Below are 22,187 nucleotides of genomic sequence, written 5' to 3' on the forward strand. Positions count from 1 at the left end.
CCCATACAATATGGAGACACTATATTATAGAATCGTTCTTAAGAACACCTGGTTACTCCCACTCGATTGTTGCCGGTGGTTTTGAGGAGATGTCGTAGCAGACGCGGTTGACGCCACGGACCTTGTTGATGATGTCGTTGCTGACCTTGGCCATGAAGTCGTAGGGGAGATGGGCCCAGTCAGCAGTCATGGCATCGGTCGAGGTCACGGCGCGGAGAGCGATCGCACGTTCGTAGGTACGCTCATCGCCCATCACACCGACACTCTGGACGGGGAGGAGGATAGCACCTGCCTGCCATACCTTATCGTAGAGATCCCAGTCACGGAGACCCTGGATGAAAATATCATCGGCATCCTGGAGTATGCGCACCTTCTCGGGAGTGATGTCGCCGAGGATACGCACTGCCAGACCGGGACCGGGGAAGGGATGACGCTTGATGAGATGTTCGGGCATACCGAGCTGACGGCCAACGGCGCGGACCTCGTCCTTGAAGAGCAGACGGAGGGGTTCGCAAAGCTTGAGATTCATCTTCTCGGGCAGACCGCCTACATTGTGGTGACTCTTGATGGTCGTGCCGGTTATCGAAAGGCTTTCGATGCAGTCAGGATAGATGGTTCCCTGTGCAAGCCACTTCACATCTTTAATCTTGTGGGCCTCTTCATCGAAAACATCAATGAAGCCCTTACCGATAATCTTGCGCTTGCGTTCGGGTTCGGTCACACCGGCGAGCTCGCTGAAGAACTTCTCTGAAGCATCAACTCCGACCACATTGAGGCCGAGGCACTCATAGTCATGGAGCACGTTGCGGAACTCGTTCTTGCGCAGCATACCGTGGTCAACGAAGATACAGGTCAGATTCTTGCCGATGGCGCGGTTGAGAAGTACGGCTGCAACCGAAGAATCCACACCACCGCTCAGACCAAGCACCACCTTGTCGTCGCCAAGCTGTTCCTTAAGCTGGGCCACGGTGCTCTCGATGAATGATTCGGCTGTCCAGTCCTGCTTGCCGCCGCAGATGTCAACGACGAAATTGCGCAGCAACTGTGTGCCATGCTCCGAATGATAGACCTCGGGATGGAACTGTACGCCCCAGGTCTGCTCGCCCTCGACGTGATAAGCGGCGATGGCAACCTTGTCGGTCGAAGCGATGGTCTTGAAGCCTTCGGGGATTGAAGTGATGGTGTCGCCGTGGCTCATCCACACCTGCGAACCGACGGGGATATTCTTGAAGAGGGGACTCGAAGTGTCAATTTTTGTAAGATGGGCACGGCCATACTCACGCGAGGGGGCAGGCTCGACACTGCCGCCGGAGGTATAGGCTATAAACTGCGCGCCATAGCAGATGCCAAGCACGGGAAGATGACCGCGCAGACGGTCAAGCTCTGTCTTGAATGCCTTCTCGTCGTAGACCGAGAAAGGCGAACCCGAGAGAATCACGCCGATGACCGACGGATCGTCATACGGGAATTTGTTGTAGGGCAGAATCTCGCAATATTCGCCAAGCTCACGAACGCGACGGCCAATAAGTTGCGTGGTCTGCGACCCGAAATCGAGAATAATAATCTTTTCCTGCATAATGTGGGAAGAGGTATATTAGTTGATAATGATTGAATCTGAGTGCAAAGTTACACAGAATTAACCGATTTTTAGAGGGATAATCTAATTTTTTTGAGTAATTTTGCACCCTAAAAATCAGAACAGTGCATTCAATTCAATATCCTTTGATGAAAAATATACGTCTTTTCCTCACCGATGTCGACGGCACGCTCACGGACGGAGGCATGTATTACACTGCCGACGGTGACGTGATGAAAAAATTCAACGCGCGCGACGGCATGGGTCTCCAACTTCTGCAGAAAGCCGGCATTAAAGTCGGAATCATAACAAGCGAGGACACTCAGCTTGTGAAACGTCGTGCCGAAAAACTCGGTGTCGACTTTCTCGTGCAGGGCAAGCGCGACGGTGGAAAACTCGCCGCCTGCGCCGACATCTGCGAGAGTCTTGCCATCTCCCTCAACGAAGTAGCCTATATCGGCGACGATGTCAACTGCGTCGAAATCCTCAAAGCCGTCGGCCACCGCGCATGTCCGGCCGATGCAATGCCGGAGGTGAAATCCCTCCCCGGCATCCGCGTCATGAATCTCAAAGGCGGCGAAGGCTGTGTCCGCGAGTTTGCCAACATCATTCTCGACGAAAGGAGCAAGGCATGAGCAAAGTCAAAATCTCAGTCACCTTCATGCTGCTTGCGGTGACCTTCTGCGTCTGCCTGATTGTCAGCAATCTAATGGAAATCAAGACTGTCGACCTCGGCCCCCTCACCATCACCGCCGGAGTCATCGTCTTTCCTATCTCCTACATTCTCAACGACTGCATCGTCGAAGTCTACGGCTTCAACAAGGCCCGTCTCGTCATCTGGCTCGGCTTCGGCATGAACCTCCTCGTCTCCCTGCTGCTCCAGCTTGGCATCTGGCTCCCCGGCTCTGAATCCTGGACCGGACAGGAAGCCATGACAACCATTTTCGGAGCCGTCCCGAGAATCTTCGCCGCAAGTTTCATCGCCTTCTTGTGTGGCTCAATGGTCAACGCCTACGTCATGTCGCGCATGAAAGTCGCCTCCGGTGGACGTCGCTTCTCGCTGCGCGCCATCGTCTCATCACTCTGGGGCGAAGGGGTCGACTCGGTAATCTTCTTCCCCATCGCTTTTGGCGGCATCCTCGCATGGAGCGAAATCGGTATGCTCATCCTTACCCAGACACTCCTCAAGACCGCCTACGAAATCCTCATCCTCCCCGTCACTCTCCGCGCCGTCAAATTCCTCCGCGACCATGAGGGAGGCGACGTGACCGACACTCCGGGCATGTCATATAAATGGTGGAAAATCAATGAAATCTGACCTCAGTATGAAGAACGCCGACTGGATATGGTTTGACCTCGACGACACCCTCATCGACTTCCATACAAACTCGCGTCTCGCACTCCGCATCGTCTACGACGAATGCGCTATTGACCGCTTCTACCCTACGCCGGAAGAATGGATAACGGCCTACGAGACTCACAACAAGGAACTATGGGATGCCTACAGCCGTGCGGAAATCACCCAGGATTTCCTGCGCCTCGACCGTTTCGCCACACCCCTGCGTCCACATTGGACCGATAGCGATGATAAACTGAATAAGTTCTCACGCGCCCTCGACCCCATCTATCTCGGCCGGCTTGCCGAGCAGACAGTCATGATTGAAGGAGCATTCGAAATCCTCGCGCACCTGCGCGCGCATGATTATAATATAGGTGTCCTGAGCAATGGTTTCACCGACGTGCAGCACCGCAAACTCACCAACACCGGCCTCGACCGGATGGTCGACCTAATGGTGCTGAGCGACGACATCGGAGTCAACAAACCCGATCCGCGCCTCTACCGCCATGCAATGGAGCGCACCGGCAACACTGACCCCTCGCGCCATGTCATGATCGGCGACAATCGCGCCACCGACATAGCCGGGGCCCTCGCCTCCGGCTGGCGCGCGATATGGCTCGACCCGCGGGCAGCAGAGCCAAGGATTGAGCCTGATAGTGTCATTGTGACACCCAAACTTGTTCTGCTAAAAGAGCTGTTTTAACCTCCCGACACCCCGTTTTCACCTCTAACGTGGTGAGGAAGTGAATTTTAAGCAAAATTTTAGCACAAACATAGCTGATAATTCAAAAAAAGTTCCGATATTTGCACTTGCAAAAAACTTGCGCCCTCAATAGGTGCAACATCAAAGATATTAACCAATTATAAATTAATATTGTAATGACTAAAGCTGACATTGTCAACGAGATTTCGAAATCTACCGGCATCGACAAAGCCAACGTACTCGAAACCATCGAAAAGTTCATGGAAACAGTGAAAGAGTCTCTCTCTCATGGCGAGAACGTCTACCTGCGTGGATTCGGTAGTTTCATCACCAAGGTTCGTTCAGAAAAGACAGCCCGCAACATTTCCAAAAACACCACCATCATCATCCCCGAACACCGCATTCCCGCCTTCAAGCCCGCAAAGGTGTTCATGGAAGAGGTGAAGGATCTGAAATAATATAGAAAACAACTATTGTCAAACAATAATATTAATCCCTTCCTACTATGCCCAGCGGAAAGAAAAGAAAAGGCCACAAGATGGCCACACACAAGCGTAAAAAACGCCTTCGCAAAAACCGTCACAAGAAGAAATAAGCCGGCCTCGCCTGCTACTTCTTGCGTAGACGCGTAAATAACACAAAGAACAAACTTTTGACAGGCACACAACAATAAGGCCCCCTCAACGGTTTGTTCTTTGCGTTGTTTGACGCAAACCGCTCCCCGGCCGCTCCATCGGCGGCTTCCTCCAACCTCCCCTCAGCAATCAAAAGAATCTTTTACAGATCTCCAACCGACTAATGAAAAGTGAACTTATTGTAGACGTACAGCCCGGTGAGGTATCAATTGCCTTGCTCGAGGACTCGCGGCTCGTTTCTCTGCAGAAGGAGTCGCGCAACATCGCCTACGCCGTCGGTGACATCTACCTGGCCAAAGTCAAAAAACTGATGCCCGGCCTGAATGCCGCCTTCGTCAACGTAGGTTACGAGAAGGACGCTTTTCTTCATTATTTGGATCTCGGTTCACAATTCTCCACCTACTCGGCCTTCCTCAAGGCCGCCATCACCGAAAAGAAGACCGACGCCTCAGTCTCGAAAATCAAACGCCTCCCCGACATCGACAAGCATGGTTCAATCACCAATGTGCTTGAACCCGGGCAGGAACTGATGGTGCAGATCGTCAAGGAGCCTATCTCATCCAAAGGCCCCCGTCTGACCACCGAAATCACCTTCACGGGACGCTACATGGTGCTGATTCCTTTCGGCGACAAAATCTCAATCTCGCAGAAAATCAAGACCACGGAGGAGAAACTCCGTCTGCGCCAGCTCATCGAGAGCATCAAACCCAAGAACTTCGGGGTAATCATCCGCACCTCAGCCGAAGGAAAGAGCGTGCGCGAACTGCACCACGAGCTCCGGACACTGCTCCGCTGCTGGGACGAGACTGTCACAAAGGCGCGCACCGCCACAGCCCCCGCCCTCATCTTCGAGGAAGAGAGCCGCATCGTCGGGATGCTGCGCGACGTCTTCAGCCCCACTTTCGAGAGCATCCATGTCAACGACAAGGAAATCTTCAGTCAAATCTCAAAGTACGTCAATCTAATTTCTCCCGAGAGCAAGGACATCGTCAAGCTCTACGAGGACAACGTACCCATCTTTGACCATTTCAACATCACCCGCCAGATAAAATCGTCTTTCGGAAAGACTGTATCGTTCAAATCGGGTGCCTACGTTATCATCGAACACACTGAAGCCCTCCACGTCATCGACGTAAACTCCGGCAACCGCTCCAAAGCAGCTCCCGACCAGGAGAGCAACGCACTTGAAGTCAATCTCCGTGCCGCCGACGAAATCGCACGACAGCTCCGGTTGCGCGACATGGGCGGAATCATCGTCATCGACTTCATCGACATGAACAAGGCCGAACACCGCCAGAAGCTCTACGAGCACATGCGCGAAGTGATGGCCAACGACCGTGCCCGCCACAACATCCTCCCCCTGAGCAAATTCGGCCTGATGCAGATAACACGCCAACGCGTCCGTCCGGCCCTCGACATCGACACAACTGAGGAATGCCCGTCATGCCACGGCAAAGGAAAAGTGCGCCCGTCGCTCCTATTCACCGACACCCTCCATGAGAAGCTTGACTATCTCGTAAACACTCTCAAAGTCAAGAACTTCATTCTCTACGTCCACCCCTTCGTCTCAGCTTATCTGAAAAAGGGCTTCCCGTCGCTCTACCGTCGCTGGCAACTCGAATTCGGCTTCAACTTCCGCATCGTCCCCGACGAATCGCTCGCCTACCTGCAATACAAGGTTGTCGACCGCGAACACAACGAAATCGACCTGCAGGAAGAAAAGGACATGGACTCCTCGGCAACAAAATCAAAATCCAAAGCAAAGAACCGATCCAAGGAAGATTAGCACTCAGTCCGCTAAAACATCCGAACAACATCAACCTCCGCCCCCGGCCAGAAAAAAACCGGTGCGGAGGTTTTTATTTTGCAGTTTTATGTTGTATAACATAAGTATTTATTTTGCTACATTCGCAATAGATTGTATTTTTGCAAACAGAAATAAGTGTAAAATCTACACTTAATCTATAAACTTCTCTCACAGAATCTTCCGACCATCAAATCAAACATCAAATCTCTCAATTCATTTAACCAGACCATGAAAAGGATCTTACCTCATGTCGTTGCCTTAGGGGCAGGAATTGCAATGATTACAGCCGCCTGCAATCAGTCCTCAACATCAACACCAAGCATCACCAAATCCGGCATTGACCCCGAAAAATTCATCAGCGAGTACAACGGCAAGCCTACCGCACTCTACACTCTCGAAAATGCCAACGGCATGGAAGCCTGCATCACCAACTTCGGTGGCCGCATCGTCTCCCTCATGGTTCCCGGACGCGACGGTGAGTTGCGCGACGTGGTCCTCGGCTTCGACAGCATCGCCGCTTACTTCCCCGAAAACAACCAGACCGATTTCAGCGCTGCAATCGGACGCTATGCCAACCGCATCAACCAAGGCCGTTTCGTGATTGACGGCGACACCATCCAGCTCCCGACCAACAATTTCGGCCACTGCCTCCACGGCGGTCCCACCGGATGGCAGTATCAGGTCTACGAAGGCGAGCAGCCCAACGACTCCACCGTGGTCCTCACAATGCACTCTCCCGACGGCGACAACAACTTCCCCGGCAACGTGACTGCCAAGGTCACCTACACACTGACCTCCGACAACCGTCTTGACATCGCCTACGAGGCTGTCACCGACAAGCCCACCGTCATCAACATGACCAACCACGCCTACTTCAACCTCAACGGCGACCCCTCGAAGCCCATCACGGACAACGAACTTTATGTCAACGCCACCAATTTCACCCCCGTTGACTCAACCTACATGACCACAGGCGAGATCATCCCCGTCACCGGCACTCCCATGGACTTCACAGGCTTCCGCCTCATCGGCGAACGCATCAACGAGACCGACTATGAGCAGATCCGCAACGGCAACGGCTATGACCACAACTGGGTGCTCGATACCAACGGCGATGTCACTGTCTCAGCAGCCACACTCAGATCACCCTCGACCGGCATCGTGCTCAATGTCTTTACCGACGAACCCGGCATCCAGGTCTATTCCGGAAACTTCCTCGACGGAACAATCACCGGCAAGGGTGACAAGGTCTACAACCAGCGCACAGGCATCTGCCTTGAGACACAACACTACCCCGACAGCCCCAACAAGCCCGAATGGCCCTCGACTGTCCTCCGTCCCGGCGAGACCTACAAGAGCCACACCGTCTTCGCTTTCTCAACCTACAATTAAGCTTTTCCACTAATTAAACCTCTCCACCACCAACCACATTTACGGGCCCTGAGGATTTAACCCATCCTCAGGCCCTGAAATCACAATCCTGAAAATAATCTTCTATTTCTAACCTTATAATACTCAAAAGAAAACTATGGCATTACTTGACTGGATTGTCATCGGCATCTTTGCTCTTGCCCTCATCGGCGTAATCGTCTGGGTGATGCGACAGAAGCAAAACAACGCCGCTGACTACTTCCTCGGTGGCAAAGACGCGACATGGATTGCGATCGGTGCCTCGATCTTCGCTTCAAACATCGGTTCCGAACACCTCATCGGCCTCGCCGGTTCAGGTGCATCTTCCGGCATGGCAATGGCCCACTGGGAAATCCAGGGCTGGATGATACTTCTTCTCGGCTGGGTTTTCGTGCCCTTCTACACCCGCTCCATGGTCTACACCATGCCTGAATTCCTTGAAAAGCGTTTCAATCCCCAATCACGCACAATCCTTGCCACAATCTCGCTCATCAGCTATGTGCTGACCAAGGTTGCTGTGACTGTCTATGCAGGTGGCCTCGTGTTCCAGCAGGTATTCGGCATCGACACCCTCTGGGGCATCGACTTCTTCTGGATTGCAGCTATCGGCCTCGTCCTCATCACCGCTCTCTACACCATCTTCGGCGGTATGAAATCCGTGCTCTACACCTCAGTCCTCCAGACCCCCATCCTTCTCCTCGGCTCACTCATCATCCTTGTTCTCGGTCTTAAGGAACTCGGTGGCTGGGACGAGATGATGCGCATCTGCTCGAGCGTCAAGGTCAATGACTACGGCGACACAATGGTCAACCTCATCCGCGACAACAACGACCCCAACTATCCCTGGCTCGGTGCCCTCATCGGTTCTGCCGTCATCGGTTTCTGGTACTGGTGTACCGACCAGTTCATCGTTCAGCGCGTACTCTCCGGTAAGGACGAGAAGGAAGCCCGCCGAGGCACCATCTTCGGCGCTTACCTCAAGCTCCTCCCCGTGTTCCTCTTCCTCATCCCCGGTATGATTGCATTCGCAATCCATCAGAACGCCATCGCCGCCGGAGGTGAAGGCTTCCTCCCGATGCTTGCCAACGGCAACGTCAACTCCGACGCAGCCTTCCCCACCCTCGTGGCCAAGCTCCTCCCCGCCGGTGTGAAAGGTCTTATCGTCTGCGGTATCCTCGCAGCCCTCATGTCGTCACTCGCTTCGCTCTTCAACTCCTCGGCAGCCCTCTTCACCATCGACTTCTACCAGCGCTACCGTCCAAAGACCGATCCCAAGAAACTCGTGCGCATCGGTCAGGCCGCTACTGTTGTCATCGTGATTCTCGGCATCCTCTGGATTCCCGTGATGCGCTCGGTCGGCGACGTGCTCTACCTCTACCTCCAGGACGTGCAGTCTGTGCTTGCCCCCGGTATCGCCGCAGCCTTCCTCATCGGTATTCTCTGGAAGCGCGCCTCTGCCCAGGGTGGCATGTGGGCCCTTCTCTCAGGTCTCATCATCGGTCTCACCCGTCTCGGTGCCAAGGTCTACTACAGCAATGCCGACATGATTCCCGGTGCGGACTCAAGCTGGTTCCAGTACATCTTCTATGATTGCAACTGGCTCTTCTTCTGCGGCTGGATGCTCGTGTTCTGCCTCGCGGTAGGTGTGATCGTATCACTCTGCACCAAGGCTCCCGATCCCGAAAAGATTCAGGGCCTCGTGTTCGGCACATCCACTGCCGAGCAGCGCGCCGTGACCCGCGCAAGCTGGAACGCCTGGGATGTCATCAACTCAATCATCATCCTTGGTATCACAGTAGCCTTCTACGTCTACTTCTGGTAAACGACTCCAGTTTACGGTTTTGAAACTGATCTCCCGGTTTTAAGCAACTATAACTCAGCTTAAGCAACTATAACCTGTCCCAAGATGTTTTATTCTGAAAATCCTCAATTTTTTGTAGCGGTCGACTGCATCATTTTCGGTCTGGTCGACGGAAAGCTCTGCCTTCTCCTCTCCAAGCGCCTTTTCGAGCCTGAAAAGGGGAAATGGTCAGTCATGGGAGGATTCGTGCAGCAAGGCGAGAGTGTCGATGATGCCGCACGCCGTGTGCTCCGCGACCTCACTGGCCTGGAGGACATCTACATGGAGCAGGTGCAAGCCTTCGGGGCTGTCAACCGCGACCCGGGTGAAAGAGTGATTTCCATCGCCTACTACGCCCTTCTCGGTCCCGATGAATACAACCTCGAACTGCTTTCGAAACACAACGCCGTGTGGGTGGAGATCAACAATCTCCCACCCCTCGGCTTTGACCATCCCGAAATGGTCAGGAAGACCCTTGAGCTCATCCGAGTCAAATGCTCCCATGAGCCCATCGGCTTCAACCTCCTCCCCGCGATGTTCACCCTCACCCAGTTGCAGTCGCTCTACGAGACCATCCTCGGCGAAAGCCTCGACAAGCGCAATTTCCGCAAGCGCGTGGCCGAGACCGACTGCATCGAGAAGACGGAGTTCATCGACAAGACCGGCTCTCGGCGCGGAGCCTCGCTCTACCGCATCAACGACCGTGTCTATCTCTCCCATCCGAAATTTAAAATCTAACCTCTTACAACAAACAATCTAAACAATCTAAAGCCTATGTACTCAAACTATGAAATATGGTGGGTAACCGGTGCGCAGCTCCTTTACGGAGGTGACGCAGTAGTAAGCGTCGATGCTCATTCCAAAGAAATGGTCGACGGCCTCAACAACTCAGGAATTCTTCCCGTAAAAGTCGTATATAAGGGCACAGCCAACTCCTCACACGAAGTCGAGGACATCATGAAAGCCGCCAACAACGATCCCCGTTGTGCCGGTATCATCACCTGGATGCACACCTTCTCTCCCGCCAAGATGTGGATCCACGGTCTGAAAATCCTTTCCAAGCCCCTTCTCCATTTCCACACCCAGTACAATGCCGAAATTCCCTGGGACACTATGGACATGGACTTCATGAACCTCAACCAGAGCGCCCACGGCGACCGCGAGTTCGGACACATCTGCGCCCGTATGCGTGTGCGCCGCAAGGTTGTCACCGGCTACTGGAAGGATGCCAAGACCCTCGAACGCATCGCCGTATGGCAGCGTGTCTGCATCGGCTGGGCTGACGCTCAGGACATGCGCATCATCCGTCTCGGCGACCAGATGAACAACGTTGCCGTGACCGACGGCGACAAGGTAGAGGCTGAAATCCGTCTCGGCTACCATGTGGACTACATGCCCTTCAGCTCACTCATGAAATACTTCGACGAGGTGAAGGACGAAGATGTCGACGCTCTCGTTCAGGAATATTTCCGTCTCTACGCCCACGACGCATCTCTTGAAGACAAGGGCAACGAAGCCTACACCAAAATCTGGAACGCAGCTAAGGCTGAGCTTACCCTCCGCGCCATGCTCAAAGACACCGGTGCCAAGGGCTTCACAACCAACTTCGATGACCTCGGCGACTACCATGTAGAGCAGACCGGACGCGGTTTCGACCAGATTCCCGGCCTCGCATCTCAGCGCCTCATGGCCGAAGGCTACGGCTTCGGTGCCGAAGGCGACTGGAAATCGGCTGCACTCTACCGCACCCTCTGGGTCATGACACGCGGCATGGAAGGCGGATGCTCATTCCTCGAAGACTACACCCTTAACTTCAACGGCAAGGAAAGCTCAATCCTTCAGGCCCACATGCTTGAAGTCTGCCCCCTCATCGCAGAAGAGCGTCCCCGCCTCGAAGTGCATTTCCTCGGCATCGGTGTCCGCAAGACCCAGACCGCACGTCTCGTCTTCACTTCGAAGCCCGGCGCAGGTGTCACCGCCACCGTTGTCGACATGGGCAACCGTTTCCGCCTCATCGTCAACGATGTTGACTGCATCAAGTCCAAGCCCCTGCCCAAACTCCCCGTGGCCTCAGCCCTCTGGATTCCGCAGCCCGACTTCGAGACAGGCGCCACCGCATGGATTCTCGCCGGAGGTACCCACCACTCCTGCTTCTCCTACGCTGTCACTCCCGAATTCTGGGAAGACTACGCCGAAATCGCAGGCATCGAGATGGTACACATCGACAAGAACACAACCATCGAGAACTTCAAGAACTCGCTCCGCATGGGTGAGGTCTACTATATGCTCAACAAGTCACTCTATCTCTAAGCCCATCCCCGCCGACCTATGAAACTTGATCCCAAATCAACCATAGAGCAGGGCAAGGCCATCCTCGGCATCGAGTTCGGCTCGACCCGCATCAAGGCCGTGCTTATCGACGAGGAGAACAAGCCCATCGCACAAGGTTCCCACGAGTGGGAAAACCAGCTTGCCGACGGACTCTGGACCTACAGCACCGAGGCCATCTGGTATGGTCTCCAGGACTGCTACGCCGACCTCCGTGCTAATGTCCGCAAGGACTACGACATCGAGATTGAAAACCTCGCAGCTATCGGCATCAGCGCTATGATGCACGGCTACATGCCCTTCGACAACAAGGAGGAAATTCTCGTTCCCTTCCGCACATGGCGCAACACCAACACCGGTAAGGCCGCTGCGGAACTTTCGGAACTCTTCGTCTACAACATCCCCCTCCGCTGGAGCATCTCGCATCTCTATCAGGCCATCCTCAACGGCGAACCCCACGTCAAGGACATCGACTATCTGACCACCCTCGCGGGCTACATCCACTGGCAGCTCACCGGCGAGAAGGTCCTCGGCGTAGGCGATGCCTCCGGCATGATTCCCGTCGACCCGCAGACCAAGGACTACTCTTCCGAAATGGTTGCGAAGTTCGACAAGCTCATCGAGCCGAAGGGTTTCTCATGGAAGCTCCTCGACATCATGCCCAAGGTGCTTGTCGCAGGCGAGAATGCGGGAACCCTCACCGCCGAAGGCGCAAAACGCCTCGACGTGTCGGGCCATCTGAAACCCGGCATCCCCTTCTGTCCACCGGAAGGTGACGCAGGAACAGGCATGGTCGCCACCAACGCTGTCCTCCAGCGCACAGGCAACGTGTCGGCCGGAACATCATCGTTCTCCATGATCGTTCTCGAAAAGGAACTTTCAAAGCCCTACGAGATGATCGACATGGTGACCACCCCCGACGGCAGCCTCGTCGCAATGGTCCACTGCAACAACTGCACATCCGACCTCAACGCATGGGTCAATCTCTTCAAGGAGTATCAGGAACTCCTCGGCATCCCCGTCAACATGAACCAGGTCTTCGGCCTGCTCTACAACAACGCCCTCAAAGGCGAGACGGACTGCGGAGGTCTCATCTCCTACAACTACTTCTCCGGAGAACCCATCACCGGTTTCGAAGAGGGTCGTCCCCTCTTCGTCCGTTCGGCCAACGACAAATTCAACCTCGCAAACTTCATGCGCGCCAACCTCTATGCTTCGGTATGCGTGCTGAAAATCGGCAACGACATCCTCTTCAACGAAGAGAAGGTCGAGGTTGACCGCATCACCGGCCACGGCGGTCTGTTCAAGACCCCCGGAGTAGGTCAGCGCATCCTCGCCGCCGCCCTCAACTCTCCCATCTCAGTTATGGAGACTGCAGGCGAAGGCGGAGCATGGGGCATCGCCCTCCTTGCGGCCTACCTTGCCAACAACACCAAGGGCCAGTCGCTCGCAGGCTTCCTCAACGACAATGTGTTCCTCGGCAACGCCGGAACTGAAATAGCTCCGACAGCCGAAGAAGTCGAAGGCTTCAACGCTTACCTCGAAAACTACAAGCGCGGCCTCGCCATCGAGCGCACCGCCACAGAAGCCAAGTCATAATCCCCAAAATACCCCTCCGATGGAAGGGTACATAAGGACATAAGTTCAAGAAGGGACATAAGTTTTTTCGTTTAACCGGAGAACTGCAATATTCAGTCTATCCGACAGATAAAAAAACTTATGTCCCTTCTTGAACTTATGTCCTTTTGTACCCTTCCCTCAAAATAGTGGTCGAAGGAGGTGAAGGGGGATTATTCGTCGACGGGGCGGAACTGGTCCTTACCTACACCGCAAAGAGGGCAAACCCAGTCATCGGGAAGGTCGGCAAACGATGTGCCGGGTTCAATACCGTTTTCGGGGTCGCCTACCTCGGGATCATATACCCAATCGCATACTTCACATACATATTTTTCCATAGTGATTCTTATTTGTATAAATTTGACATAATTTTAACTATCAACACCTCATATTTACACATTGTTTAACCCCTCTTTCATTTCCCCGACCCGACAGCAGCCATCAATCCGAATAACCGTGACATTTTGGCCACTTTTTAATTTTAGAGGGTGTTTAACAACAAATGTTAAAACCAGAGTCCAATCTCATGAGATGGATTCCGGCATGAAAAGAGGGAGCATAGCTGTAGCTATGTGACCGATTTTCAGGGCGGAAGACATCCATGAGATTGGATGCGGCCGAAGTAATATTTTTTCATTTACACATAATGTCATTTTTATGAATTTTAATTGTTTTGCTGCATGGATGTCTTTTTGGCTAAATTATTCATAATCCTCGGTCACATAGCTACAGCTATGCTCCCTCTAATTATGAATAATTTATCTCAATCATCGGCTTGCCGCTTTCGAGCTTGTCGAGAAAGAAATACATCCACTCTGGTTTAACATTTGTTATTAAACACCCTCTTAGTACTGAATTTATTGAATTTTGCGTAATTATTGGGTAATCATAATTTTGCCATCACCGATTTTTATACTTAAATTTGCAACGGTGAAAAAATCTGCACAAATATTTTCAGCAGATTCTATCCACCCCCGAAACAACATGAATCAGAAAAAGTAATTTACCAAACACAATCATTTATCATGGATATTTCACACATCGAACATGTGGGCATCGCAGTGCCCGACCTTCAGGCAGCTATCGCTTTTTATGAAAACACTCTCGGTCTCAAATGCTTCGCAATCGAAGAAGTTGAGGATCAGAAAGTACGCACAGCCTTCTTCAAGGTAGGCCAGACCAAAATCGAACTCCTTGAAGGCACTTCGCCCGAAAGCGCAATCTCGAAGTTCATCGAGAAGAACGGTGGCCGCGGCGGCATCCAGCACATCGCATTCGCCATCGAGGACGGCGTTGCCAACGCTCTCGCCGAAGTTTCAGAGAAGGGCTGCGCCCTCATCGACAAGGCTCCCCGCAAGGGTGCCGAAGGCCTCAACATCGCCTTCCTCCACCCGAAATCAACTTGCGGAACCCTCATCGAGCTTTGCGAGGACCCCAACAAGTAAAATTGAAAAATCCGGACATCCGACAACATCAACAAATCACAAACCAACTCTTACATAATCTCCACAGATGAGTAACCAGCTTGAAAAAGTAAAAGAGCTTATCGCCCTTCGCGAAGAAGCTCGTCTGGGCGGCGGTGAAAAGGCCATCCAGAAACAGCATGAAAGAGGCAAGTACACCGCCCGCGAGCGCATTGCCCAGCTTCTCGACGAAGGTTCTTTTGAGGAAATCGACATGTTTGTACGTCACCGTTGCTACAACTTCGGCCAGGAAAAGAAAAGCTATCTTGGCGACGGCGTTGTGACAGGCTACGGAACGATCGACGGTCGTCTCGTATATGTATTCGCCCAGGACTTCACCGTGTTCGGTGGTTCGCTCAGCGAGACCATGGCCCTCAAGATCTGCAAGATCATGGACATGGCAATGAAGATGGGAGCTCCCGTCATCGGCCTCAACGACTCGGGCGGTGCCCGTATCCAGGAGGGTATCAACGCTCTCGCAGGCTACGCTGAAATCTTCCAGCGCAACATCCTCGCATCGGGCGTGATTCCCCAGATTTCAGGTATCCTCGGTCCGTGTGCCGGTGGTGCGGTATATTCTCCCGCCCTCACCGACTTCACCATCATGACAAAGGGTATCAGCTACATGTTCCTCACCGGCCCGAAGGTTGTGAAGACCGTGACCGGCGAAGACGTGAGCCAGGAAGCTCTCGGTGGCGCAACCGTTCACTCACAGAAGAGCGGCGTTGCCCACTTCGCAGCCGAGGATGGCGAGGAAACCCTCCGAATCATCCGCAAGCTCTTCAGCTACATTCCCCAGAACAACCTCGAAGAGCCCCCGCTGGTTGAGTGCAACGACCCCATCGACCGTCTCGAAGACTCACTCAACGAAATCATTCCCGACTCGGCCAACCGCCCCTACGACATGTATGAGGTCATCAACGCCATCGTCGACAACGGTGAGTTCCTTGAAATCCAGCGCGAATACGCCAAGAACATCATTATCGGCTTCGCCCGCTTCAACGGTCAGGCCGTCGGCGTTGTCGCCAACCAGCCCAAGTTCCTCGCAGGTGTGCTCGACAGCAACGCATCGCGCAAGGGCGCACGTTTCGTCCGCTTCTGCGACGCATTCAACATTCCTCTGGTGACCCTCGTCGACGTCCCCGGCTTCCTCCCCGGAACAGGCCAGGAATACAACGGCGTTATCCTCCACGGTGCGAAGCTCCTCTATGCCTACGGCGAAGCCACAGTGCCCAAGGTGACTGTGACACTCCGCAAGAGCTACGGCGGTTCACACATCGTGATGTCGTGCAAGCAGCTCCGTGGCGACATGAACTACGCATGGCCTACCGCAGAAATCGCCGTAATGGGTGGTGCAGGTGCCGTCGAAGTCCTCTATGCCAAGGAAGCCAAGGCAGCCGAAGATCCCGCCAAGGTGCTCCGCGAGAAGGAGGAAGAGTACAACAAGCTCTTCTGCAACCCCTACAACGCAGCCCGCTACGGCTACATCGACGACGTCATCGAGCCGCGCAACACCCGTTTCCGCATCATCCGCGCCCTTCAGCAGCTCGCCACCAAGAAGGTGGTCAACCCTGCCAAGAAGCACGGCAACATACCTCTCTAAGAGGGTCACTCCCGCGTCAGGGCCTCCACGCGAAGGCCATTGGCGCGGACAGCCTGTAAATCTTATTAATCATCTCAACAAAAGTTATGAAAAAAAGACTTTTATCGCTGCTGCTGGTGACTCTCGCATGTGTCATGGCCGTTTCCGCCCAAGGACGACGCGGCCTGCGCATCAACGAGGTGATGATCGTCAACGACTCCACAAGCGTGGTTGACGACTTCGGACAGTACTCGGCATGGATCGAGCTCTACAACTCGACTTTCGCCCCGCTTGAAATCTCAAGCGTCTTCCTCACCAACGACCGCAACAACAATACGCTTTATCCCGTCCCCTTAGGCGATGTGAACACCGAGATTCCCTCGCGCCAGCACATCCTCTTCTGGGCTGACGGCGAACCCAACAAGGGTACGTTCCACACGAACTTCACCTTCACCCCCGGCGAGGACAACTACATTGCCATCTACGATGCCAACGGTCTGAGCCTCATCGACGAGATCGTCGTCCCGGGCAACCTGCTTCCGGGCCAGTCATACGCCCGCAAGGCTGACGGCGAAGGGGGAATCAACAATCCCGACGACTGGGAAGTGCGCGACGGTTCCGAAGCTCACTACATCACTCCGTCGAGCAACAACATCATCAAGAGCACAAACAACAAGGTCGACAGCTTCGCCGAGCATGACCCCCACGGTTTCGCAATGGCAGTGATGGCAATGTGTATCGTGTTCACCGCTCTTCTTGTCCTCTCGATCTGCTTCTACATCATCAACTCCATCGGTGCGTCGATCTCCCGCAAGCGTAAGGTGCAAGCCCTCGCAGGCGACAGCGATGAAATCGAGGACCACCACCACGAACAGGATTCGGGTGAGGTCATCGCAGCCATCTCGGCCGCACTCGCAGAGCATCTTGATGCACACGACCGCGAGAGCACCGTCCTCACCATCAACAAGGTACGCCGCGCTTACTCACCCTGGAGCTCGAAGATCTACAGTCTCCGCGAACTCCCCCGCCGTTAAAGCGCCAGGACCCCAAAGTCATTTAAAAATTTCCCCCGCTTCAACCATTTGAAACATTCAAAACAGAAATGAAAGAGTATAAATATAGAATCAACGGTAACCTCTATACGGTGAAAATCGGCGATATCGACAATAATCTCGCCAAGGTGGAGGTCAACGGTGTTCCTTACAAAGTCGAACTCCAGAAGACTGAAAAGCCTGTCACCATCGTTTCGGCACCCCGTCCCTCGGCAGCTCCCCGCACCGAGAGCGGCGCCAAGGTCATCAACAAGCCCCAGGTCAAGACCGGCGGTCACGCAGTCGAGGCTCCGCTCCCCGGCGTTGTGCTTTCAATCAACGTCAAGGTCGGCGACACCGTCAAGGCTGCCGACACCGTAGCCGTGCTTGAGGCAATGAAGATGGAAAATGCCATCCATGCCGGCCAAGACGGCAAGGTGGCTGCCATCAATGTAGCCACAGGTGATTCCGTCCTTCAGGGCACACCCCTCCTGACCCTTGAATAAGTAGAGTGAGCGTCTTACAAAGCTTCACACTTTTTGAAAACCTCACATCTAAGTAACCAACAAACATTATGTTTAGCGAATTCTTACTTCAAAACCTTCAGGAGTTCTGGCATCTGACAGGTTTTTACAACGCCACATGGCAGCATCTGGTGATGCTCGTCGTGGGCTTGTTCTTCATCTGGCTCGCTATTAAGAAGAATTTCGAACCGATGCTCCTCGTGCCCATCGGCTTCGGTATACTTATCGGCAACGTCCCCTTCAACACCACCGCCGGTCTCGAAATCGGTATCTATGAAGAAGGCTCGGTGCTCAATATTCTTTACAATGGTGTCAGCGCCGGATGGTATCCCCCGCTCATCTTCCTCGGCATCGGTGCAATGACCGACTTCTCGGCCCTCATCGCCAATCCGAAACTCATGCTTATCGGTGCTGCCGCCCAGTTCGGCATCTTCGGTGCCTACATGGTCGCACTCCTTCTCGGCTTCGCGCCTGACCAGGCAGGTGCAATCGCCATCATCGGCGGTGCCGACGGCCCGACTGCAATCTTCCTTTCGTCGAAACTCGCGCCGAACCTCATGGGTGCGATCGCAGTGTCGGCTTACTCCTACATGGCCCTCGTCCCCGTGATCCAGCCCCCGCTGATGCGCCTGCTGACCACCAAGAACGAGCGCGTCATCAAGATGAAGCCCGCGCGCGCCGTGTCGCAGAACGAGAAGATCATCTTCCCCATCGTCGGTATGATCCTCACCTGCTTCGTGGTTCCCTCCGGTCTGCCCCTGCTCGGTATGCTCTTCTTCGGCAACCTTCTTCGTGAATGCGGCGTGACCAACCGTCTTGCAAAGACGGCAAGCAACGCCCTCACCGACATCGTCACCATCCTTCTCGGTATGACCGTCGGCGCATCCACCCAGGCTTCGGAGTTCCTCACCTCAGAGACCATCCGCATCTTCCTTCTCGGATTCATGGCCTTCGTCATCGCATCGGCCAGCGGTGTGCTCTTCGTGAAGCTCTTCAACCTCTTCCTGCCGAAATCCAAGAAGATCAACCCGCTCATCGGTAACGCCGGTGTATCGGCAGTGCCCATGTCGGCCCGTATCTCCAACAACCTCGGTCTTGAATATGACCCGAGCAACTATCTGCTCATGCACGCCATGGGCCCGAACGTGGCCGGTGTCATCGGTTCAGCCGTAGCCGCAGGTGTCCTCCTCGGATTCCTTGCTTAATCAATCCGAACCCAACGAATCCGTTTCGTCCGATACCCCGCGCAGGGACATAATTACTGAAATGAAGTTATGTCCCTGCGCTCTTTTTTCCACAATAGTCAACTCCCCTCAGTGCCATTCACGGCATAGCCGGATAAAAAAAGACGTTCCGACCAAAAGATGTATCCTTTTTAACAGTTTACCATCAAACCTTAGCCATTCATGGTTGTTTTATAAGTACAGACAACTTCACCGCGCATAAAGAAATTCATCACAAGTGTTTCATCACCCACAGTGAAACTGTCTCTATAAAGAAGCCAACCTGCCAATTCCGGCAAAAAAATTCTTTTACATTAGAGAATATGGTAACACGACAACTCATTGATAAGATTTACAAGCTTTACAAGCGTCCGCCGGCCTCGCCCGACGAGCTCAACCTCGGACTTCTCTTTGCCTACGCCCTGGAGAACCACGGGATAGTCATTGATGAAAATGATCTCTATATCGGCAGTGTCGATCCGAAATCTCCGTTCGCGACAATCCCCTTGCGCCATATCTGCGAAATTCTCGAATTCGAGACCTGCATAGCCATCGTGCTGCGCAATTCCATCATATTCTTAAACAAGGAAAACTCCGACGTGAACGTCCATCTGCGCATGGAGACTCCCTCTGTGTGGTCAAAACTGAAGGATTCGCTTGCAAGCAGACGCGGAGCCACACGCTGCGCACTCCTTTGATAAGATGAACCGCGAAGAAGTATTCAACCGCACAGCCCTGCTCATCGGGCGCGACAATCTCGACCGTCTCGGAGAAGCACGGGTGATAATTTTCGGCATGGGAGGTGTCGGCAGTTGGGCTGCCGAGACTCTTGTCAGGAGCGGATTCTCCCGACTGACCATCGTCGATGCCGACCGCATAGCCCTTTCCAACATAAACCGTCAGCTTCCGGCAACAACCTCGACACTCGGGGAGGTGAAGGTCGAAGCCATGAAAAAAAGACTCCTCGACATCAATCCTGATGCGGAAATCGAGGCTATCCACGATTTTTACAACTCATCAACGCAGGACAGATATGTCCTGACGGATTTCGATGTAGTCATTGATGCCATTGATTCCCTTTCCGACAAAGCTCTGCTCATACTGAAGGCTACAGAAGCCGCCGCTGCCACTGCCAAGAGCGAAAGACCGACACGCTTCTATTCGTCAATGGGCGCGGCACTGAAAATGGACCCTTCGCGCATCGCTGTGGCTGAATTCTGGAAGGTGAAAGGGTGTCCGCTCGCGGCCGCTCTCCGCAGGAAGTTCAAGAAGAGCGGTGAGTTTCCTGCAAGGAAGTTCAAATGTGTGTACTCCGACGAACTTGTCGCCAACCATAAAGATGCAGCCGAACTTACCGACCACTCAGGCGCGATGACCTACAACAAGGTTGCAACCAACGGCGCGATGATGCACATCACCGCCATTTTCGGCATAACCCTCGCCTCACTGGCAATCCGGGAGGTAGTGGGGAGGTGAAAGTTGTGAGTTGTTAGTTGTGAGTTTTGAGTTGTCAGTTGCGAGTTGTCAGTTTACAGTTGTGAACTGCATTCGTTGGTTGTAGGGACGCGCTGTAGCGCGTATGCCCGATGACCATATCCGACATTTCACACGACGATTGCCATATTTTCGGAGGTACAAAAATTCAGAAATCACAAAAATAACAGACTATTATTTAAACTACGCGACATTTACCATGCGACAGTTGATGTATGCTATTCGGCAAATGCAAATAGGATAAATAATAGTCTGTTATTTTTGTAATTTCTGAATTTCTGTACCCCCGTTCGGGGAATAATGGGTTAATCGGGTGGGTCGTATAGGGTAATCTGGCATACGCGCTACAGCGCGTCCCTACAACCAACTGACAGCCCACAACTGACAACTCACAACTAAAAACTAAAAACTCACAACTCTCCCACCCCTCACAACACCAACTCCGCAAACAGGCGGTCGAAGGTCGCATCGAGGTCGGGGGTGAGGCCGGGATGGGGACGTGAGGTTGCGAGACAGGCACTGCGCACAGCCGTCAGCCAGCGGAAACGCTCGTGCGGGTCGAGTTCACCAATCGCTCCGGGACATCCGTCGGCCACCTGGCAGAACGCATCGAGCTGACCGCGCAAGGCATCAATATCGGCATCGGGACAGAAAGCTTTCAGCCGCGATTCGTCAATGCTGATTCGCGCACGTATCCACCGACGGCGCTTACACATCATCACCAATCCGATGTTGATAAATTCCTCACGCTCCACACGCGGAAGAAAACGCACGACGGAGTATTCAAACAAGTGTCTTTCGGGTCCTGCTTGCATTGCTGACGAATATTTGAGAATTTGACAATCGGGTCTTCAAGAAATTTCTATAGACATCGCGCTGCTCAGCGACCGATGCGGGAGTGCCGGAAGCGGCCAACCAGTCATCCGGGACGGCATCGACAACAGCATCAATCACTTCGGGAGTAATCCTCGCGCGCATTTCCGCGTCAGCCTCCTCCATGCGGGTAGCGTGGCGGATGAGAGCATGGTCCTTGACGTAGGGGAATGGACTCAGGGCTGCCTTTTCCCAATCCGACCATGAATGATGGAAATAGAGCGAGGCTCCTTGGTCGATTAGCCACAGTTCGCGGTTCCAGAGGAGCATGTTTGTGTTGCGCGCCGTGCGGTCGATGTTGGTAAGGAAAGCGTCGAGCCAGACAAGACGCGAGGCTGTCAGCTCGTCCATACGGTTGGCCAGCACATCCCACGTCAGTGCCCCCGAAAGGAAATGGACACCCAGATTCAACCCTGCACTTCCTTTCAGCAGATCCTGCACCTCCTCATCGGGTTCGGTGCGCCCGAAATCCTCCGGAAGATCAAGAAAAATCAGTTCGGGCACACGGAAGCCTGCCGCACGGGCGATTTCCGAACCGATAAATTCAGCGATAAGCGCTTTTGTGCCATGACCGGCTCCACGGAACTTGGCCACATACTTGAAACCGTCCGTCGCTTCCACGAGGCCGGGAAGTGAACCACCCTCGCGAAGAGGCTGCATGTAGAGGGCGGTTGATTCATGTCGTATATCGAGTTTCATATTCTTTATTGTCTACAAAATTACAACATTTTTCCTACTGATT

General features: G+C 53.6%; 21 protein-coding genes. 17 read left to right on the top strand and 4 right to left on the bottom strand.

Going from position 1 to position 22,187, the window contains the following annotated elements:
- Nucleotides 1-52: 52 nt before the first annotated feature.
- Complete coding sequence (gene guaA / locus QZ310_RS07750; RefSeq protein ID WP_297071936.1) at nt 53-1,576, bottom strand: glutamine-hydrolyzing GMP synthase; 1,524 nt, start codon at nt 1,574-1,576, stop codon at nt 53-55.
- A 149-nt stretch (nt 1,577-1,725) separates the two neighbouring features.
- On the opposite strand from guaA, the gene QZ310_RS07755 reads away from it, so the two are divergent.
- The 10 genes from QZ310_RS07755 to QZ310_RS07800 all read left to right on the top strand — a co-directional run bounded on the left by QZ310_RS07755 (nt 1,726) and on the right by QZ310_RS07800 (nt 13,237).
- The gene (locus QZ310_RS07755) at nt 1,726-2,211 is read left to right on the top strand and encodes an HAD family hydrolase (RefSeq protein WP_297071937.1); all 486 of its coding nucleotides are present in this window, start codon (nt 1,726-1,728) and stop codon (nt 2,209-2,211) included.
- Nucleotides 2,208-2,894 (top strand): queuosine precursor transporter, encoded by a 687-nt coding sequence (locus tag QZ310_RS07760; protein WP_297071938.1) that lies wholly within the window; start codon nt 2,208-2,210, stop codon nt 2,892-2,894. Before QZ310_RS07755 ends, QZ310_RS07760 begins: the two co-directional genes overlap by 4 nt.
- Nucleotides 2,884-3,618 (top strand): YjjG family noncanonical pyrimidine nucleotidase, encoded by a 735-nt coding sequence (locus QZ310_RS07765; RefSeq protein ID WP_297071939.1) that lies wholly within the window; start codon nt 2,884-2,886, stop codon nt 3,616-3,618. Before QZ310_RS07760 ends, QZ310_RS07765 begins: the two co-directional genes overlap by 11 nt.
- Nucleotides 3,619-3,794: 176 nt before the next feature.
- The gene (locus QZ310_RS07770; RefSeq protein ID WP_107032403.1) at nt 3,795-4,076 is read left to right on the top strand and encodes an HU family DNA-binding protein; all 282 of its coding nucleotides are present in this window, start codon (nt 3,795-3,797) and stop codon (nt 4,074-4,076) included.
- A 340-nt stretch (nt 4,077-4,416) separates the two neighbouring features.
- Nucleotides 4,417-6,039 carry an Rne/Rng family ribonuclease gene (locus QZ310_RS07775; RefSeq protein WP_297071940.1) on the top strand — a complete coding sequence of 541 codons (1,623 nt, stop codon included), beginning with the start codon at nt 4,417-4,419 and terminating at the stop codon, nt 6,037-6,039.
- Nucleotides 6,040-6,288: 249 nt separating this feature from the next.
- Nucleotides 6,289-7,452, top strand: a complete 1,164-nt coding sequence (locus QZ310_RS07780; protein WP_297071941.1) for an aldose epimerase family protein — start codon at nt 6,289-6,291, stop codon at nt 7,450-7,452.
- Between the two features lie 136 nt (nt 7,453-7,588).
- Nucleotides 7,589-9,292, top strand: a complete 1,704-nt coding sequence (locus QZ310_RS07785) for a sodium:solute symporter (protein WP_297071942.1) — start codon at nt 7,589-7,591, stop codon at nt 9,290-9,292.
- An 84-nt stretch (nt 9,293-9,376) separates the two neighbouring features.
- Nucleotides 9,377-10,048: an NUDIX domain-containing protein gene (locus tag QZ310_RS07790; RefSeq protein WP_297071943.1), complete on the top strand. Its 672-nt coding sequence runs from the start codon at nt 9,377-9,379 to the stop codon at nt 10,046-10,048.
- A 36-nt stretch (nt 10,049-10,084) separates the two neighbouring features.
- Nucleotides 10,085-11,620 carry an L-arabinose isomerase gene (gene araA / locus QZ310_RS07795; RefSeq protein WP_297071944.1) on the top strand — a complete coding sequence of 512 codons (1,536 nt, stop codon included), beginning with the start codon at nt 10,085-10,087 and terminating at the stop codon, nt 11,618-11,620.
- A gap of 18 nt (nt 11,621-11,638) precedes the next feature.
- Nucleotides 11,639-13,237, top strand: a complete 1,599-nt coding sequence (locus QZ310_RS07800) for an FGGY-family carbohydrate kinase (protein WP_297071945.1) — start codon at nt 11,639-11,641, stop codon at nt 13,235-13,237.
- Between the two features lie 191 nt (nt 13,238-13,428).
- Here QZ310_RS07800 and rd read toward each other — a convergent pair whose 3' ends face one another.
- A complete protein-coding gene (gene rd, locus QZ310_RS07805; RefSeq protein ID WP_297071946.1) occupies nt 13,429-13,593 on the bottom strand; it encodes a rubredoxin in 165 nt (54 codons plus the stop codon).
- Nucleotides 13,594-14,280: 687 nt separating this feature from the next.
- Between rd and mce the strand changes: the two genes are divergently transcribed.
- The 7 genes from mce to QZ310_RS07840 all read left to right on the top strand — a co-directional run bounded on the left by mce (nt 14,281) and on the right by QZ310_RS07840 (nt 20,554).
- On the top strand, nt 14,281-14,700 hold the full coding sequence (mce, locus tag QZ310_RS07810; RefSeq protein ID WP_297071947.1) for a methylmalonyl-CoA epimerase: 420 nt from the start codon (nt 14,281-14,283) through the stop codon (nt 14,698-14,700).
- A 67-nt stretch (nt 14,701-14,767) separates the two neighbouring features.
- Nucleotides 14,768-16,321 (top strand): acyl-CoA carboxylase subunit beta, encoded by a 1,554-nt coding sequence (locus QZ310_RS07815; protein WP_297071948.1) that lies wholly within the window; start codon nt 14,768-14,770, stop codon nt 16,319-16,321.
- Nucleotides 16,322-16,407: 86 nt separating this feature from the next.
- The gene (locus tag QZ310_RS07820) at nt 16,408-17,334 is read left to right on the top strand and encodes an OadG family transporter subunit (protein ID WP_297071949.1); all 927 of its coding nucleotides are present in this window, start codon (nt 16,408-16,410) and stop codon (nt 17,332-17,334) included.
- A gap of 68 nt (nt 17,335-17,402) precedes the next feature.
- Nucleotides 17,403-17,837, top strand: a complete 435-nt coding sequence (locus QZ310_RS07825; protein WP_297071950.1) for a biotin/lipoyl-containing protein — start codon at nt 17,403-17,405, stop codon at nt 17,835-17,837.
- 68 nt (nt 17,838-17,905) lie between these two features.
- Nucleotides 17,906-19,060 carry a sodium ion-translocating decarboxylase subunit beta gene (locus tag QZ310_RS07830; RefSeq protein WP_297071951.1) on the top strand — a complete coding sequence of 385 codons (1,155 nt, stop codon included), beginning with the start codon at nt 17,906-17,908 and terminating at the stop codon, nt 19,058-19,060.
- 341 nt (nt 19,061-19,401) lie between these two features.
- The gene (locus tag QZ310_RS07835; RefSeq protein ID WP_297071952.1) at nt 19,402-19,776 is read left to right on the top strand and encodes a hypothetical protein; all 375 of its coding nucleotides are present in this window, start codon (nt 19,402-19,404) and stop codon (nt 19,774-19,776) included.
- A gap of 4 nt (nt 19,777-19,780) precedes the next feature.
- Nucleotides 19,781-20,554, top strand: coding sequence for a tRNA threonylcarbamoyladenosine dehydratase (locus tag QZ310_RS07840; protein WP_297071953.1), 774 nt, complete (start codon nt 19,781-19,783; stop codon nt 20,552-20,554).
- Nucleotides 20,555-21,000: 446 nt separating this feature from the next.
- On the opposite strand, the gene QZ310_RS07845 is transcribed toward QZ310_RS07840, so the two are convergent.
- Both QZ310_RS07845 and QZ310_RS07850 read right to left on the bottom strand, forming a co-directional pair.
- Nucleotides 21,001-21,387, bottom strand: coding sequence for a DUF3037 domain-containing protein (locus QZ310_RS07845; RefSeq protein ID WP_297071954.1), 387 nt, complete (start codon nt 21,385-21,387; stop codon nt 21,001-21,003).
- Nucleotides 21,356-22,144 carry a HipA family kinase gene (locus QZ310_RS07850; RefSeq protein ID WP_297071955.1) on the bottom strand — a complete coding sequence of 263 codons (789 nt, stop codon included), beginning with the start codon at nt 22,142-22,144 and terminating at the stop codon, nt 21,356-21,358. The genes QZ310_RS07845 and QZ310_RS07850 overlap by 32 nt, the downstream gene beginning before the upstream one ends.
- Nucleotides 22,145-22,187 lie beyond the last annotated feature (43 nt).

The organism is uncultured Duncaniella sp. (genome assembly GCF_910577345.1).
GTDB lineage: Bacteria > Bacteroidota > Bacteroidia > Bacteroidales > Muribaculaceae > Duncaniella.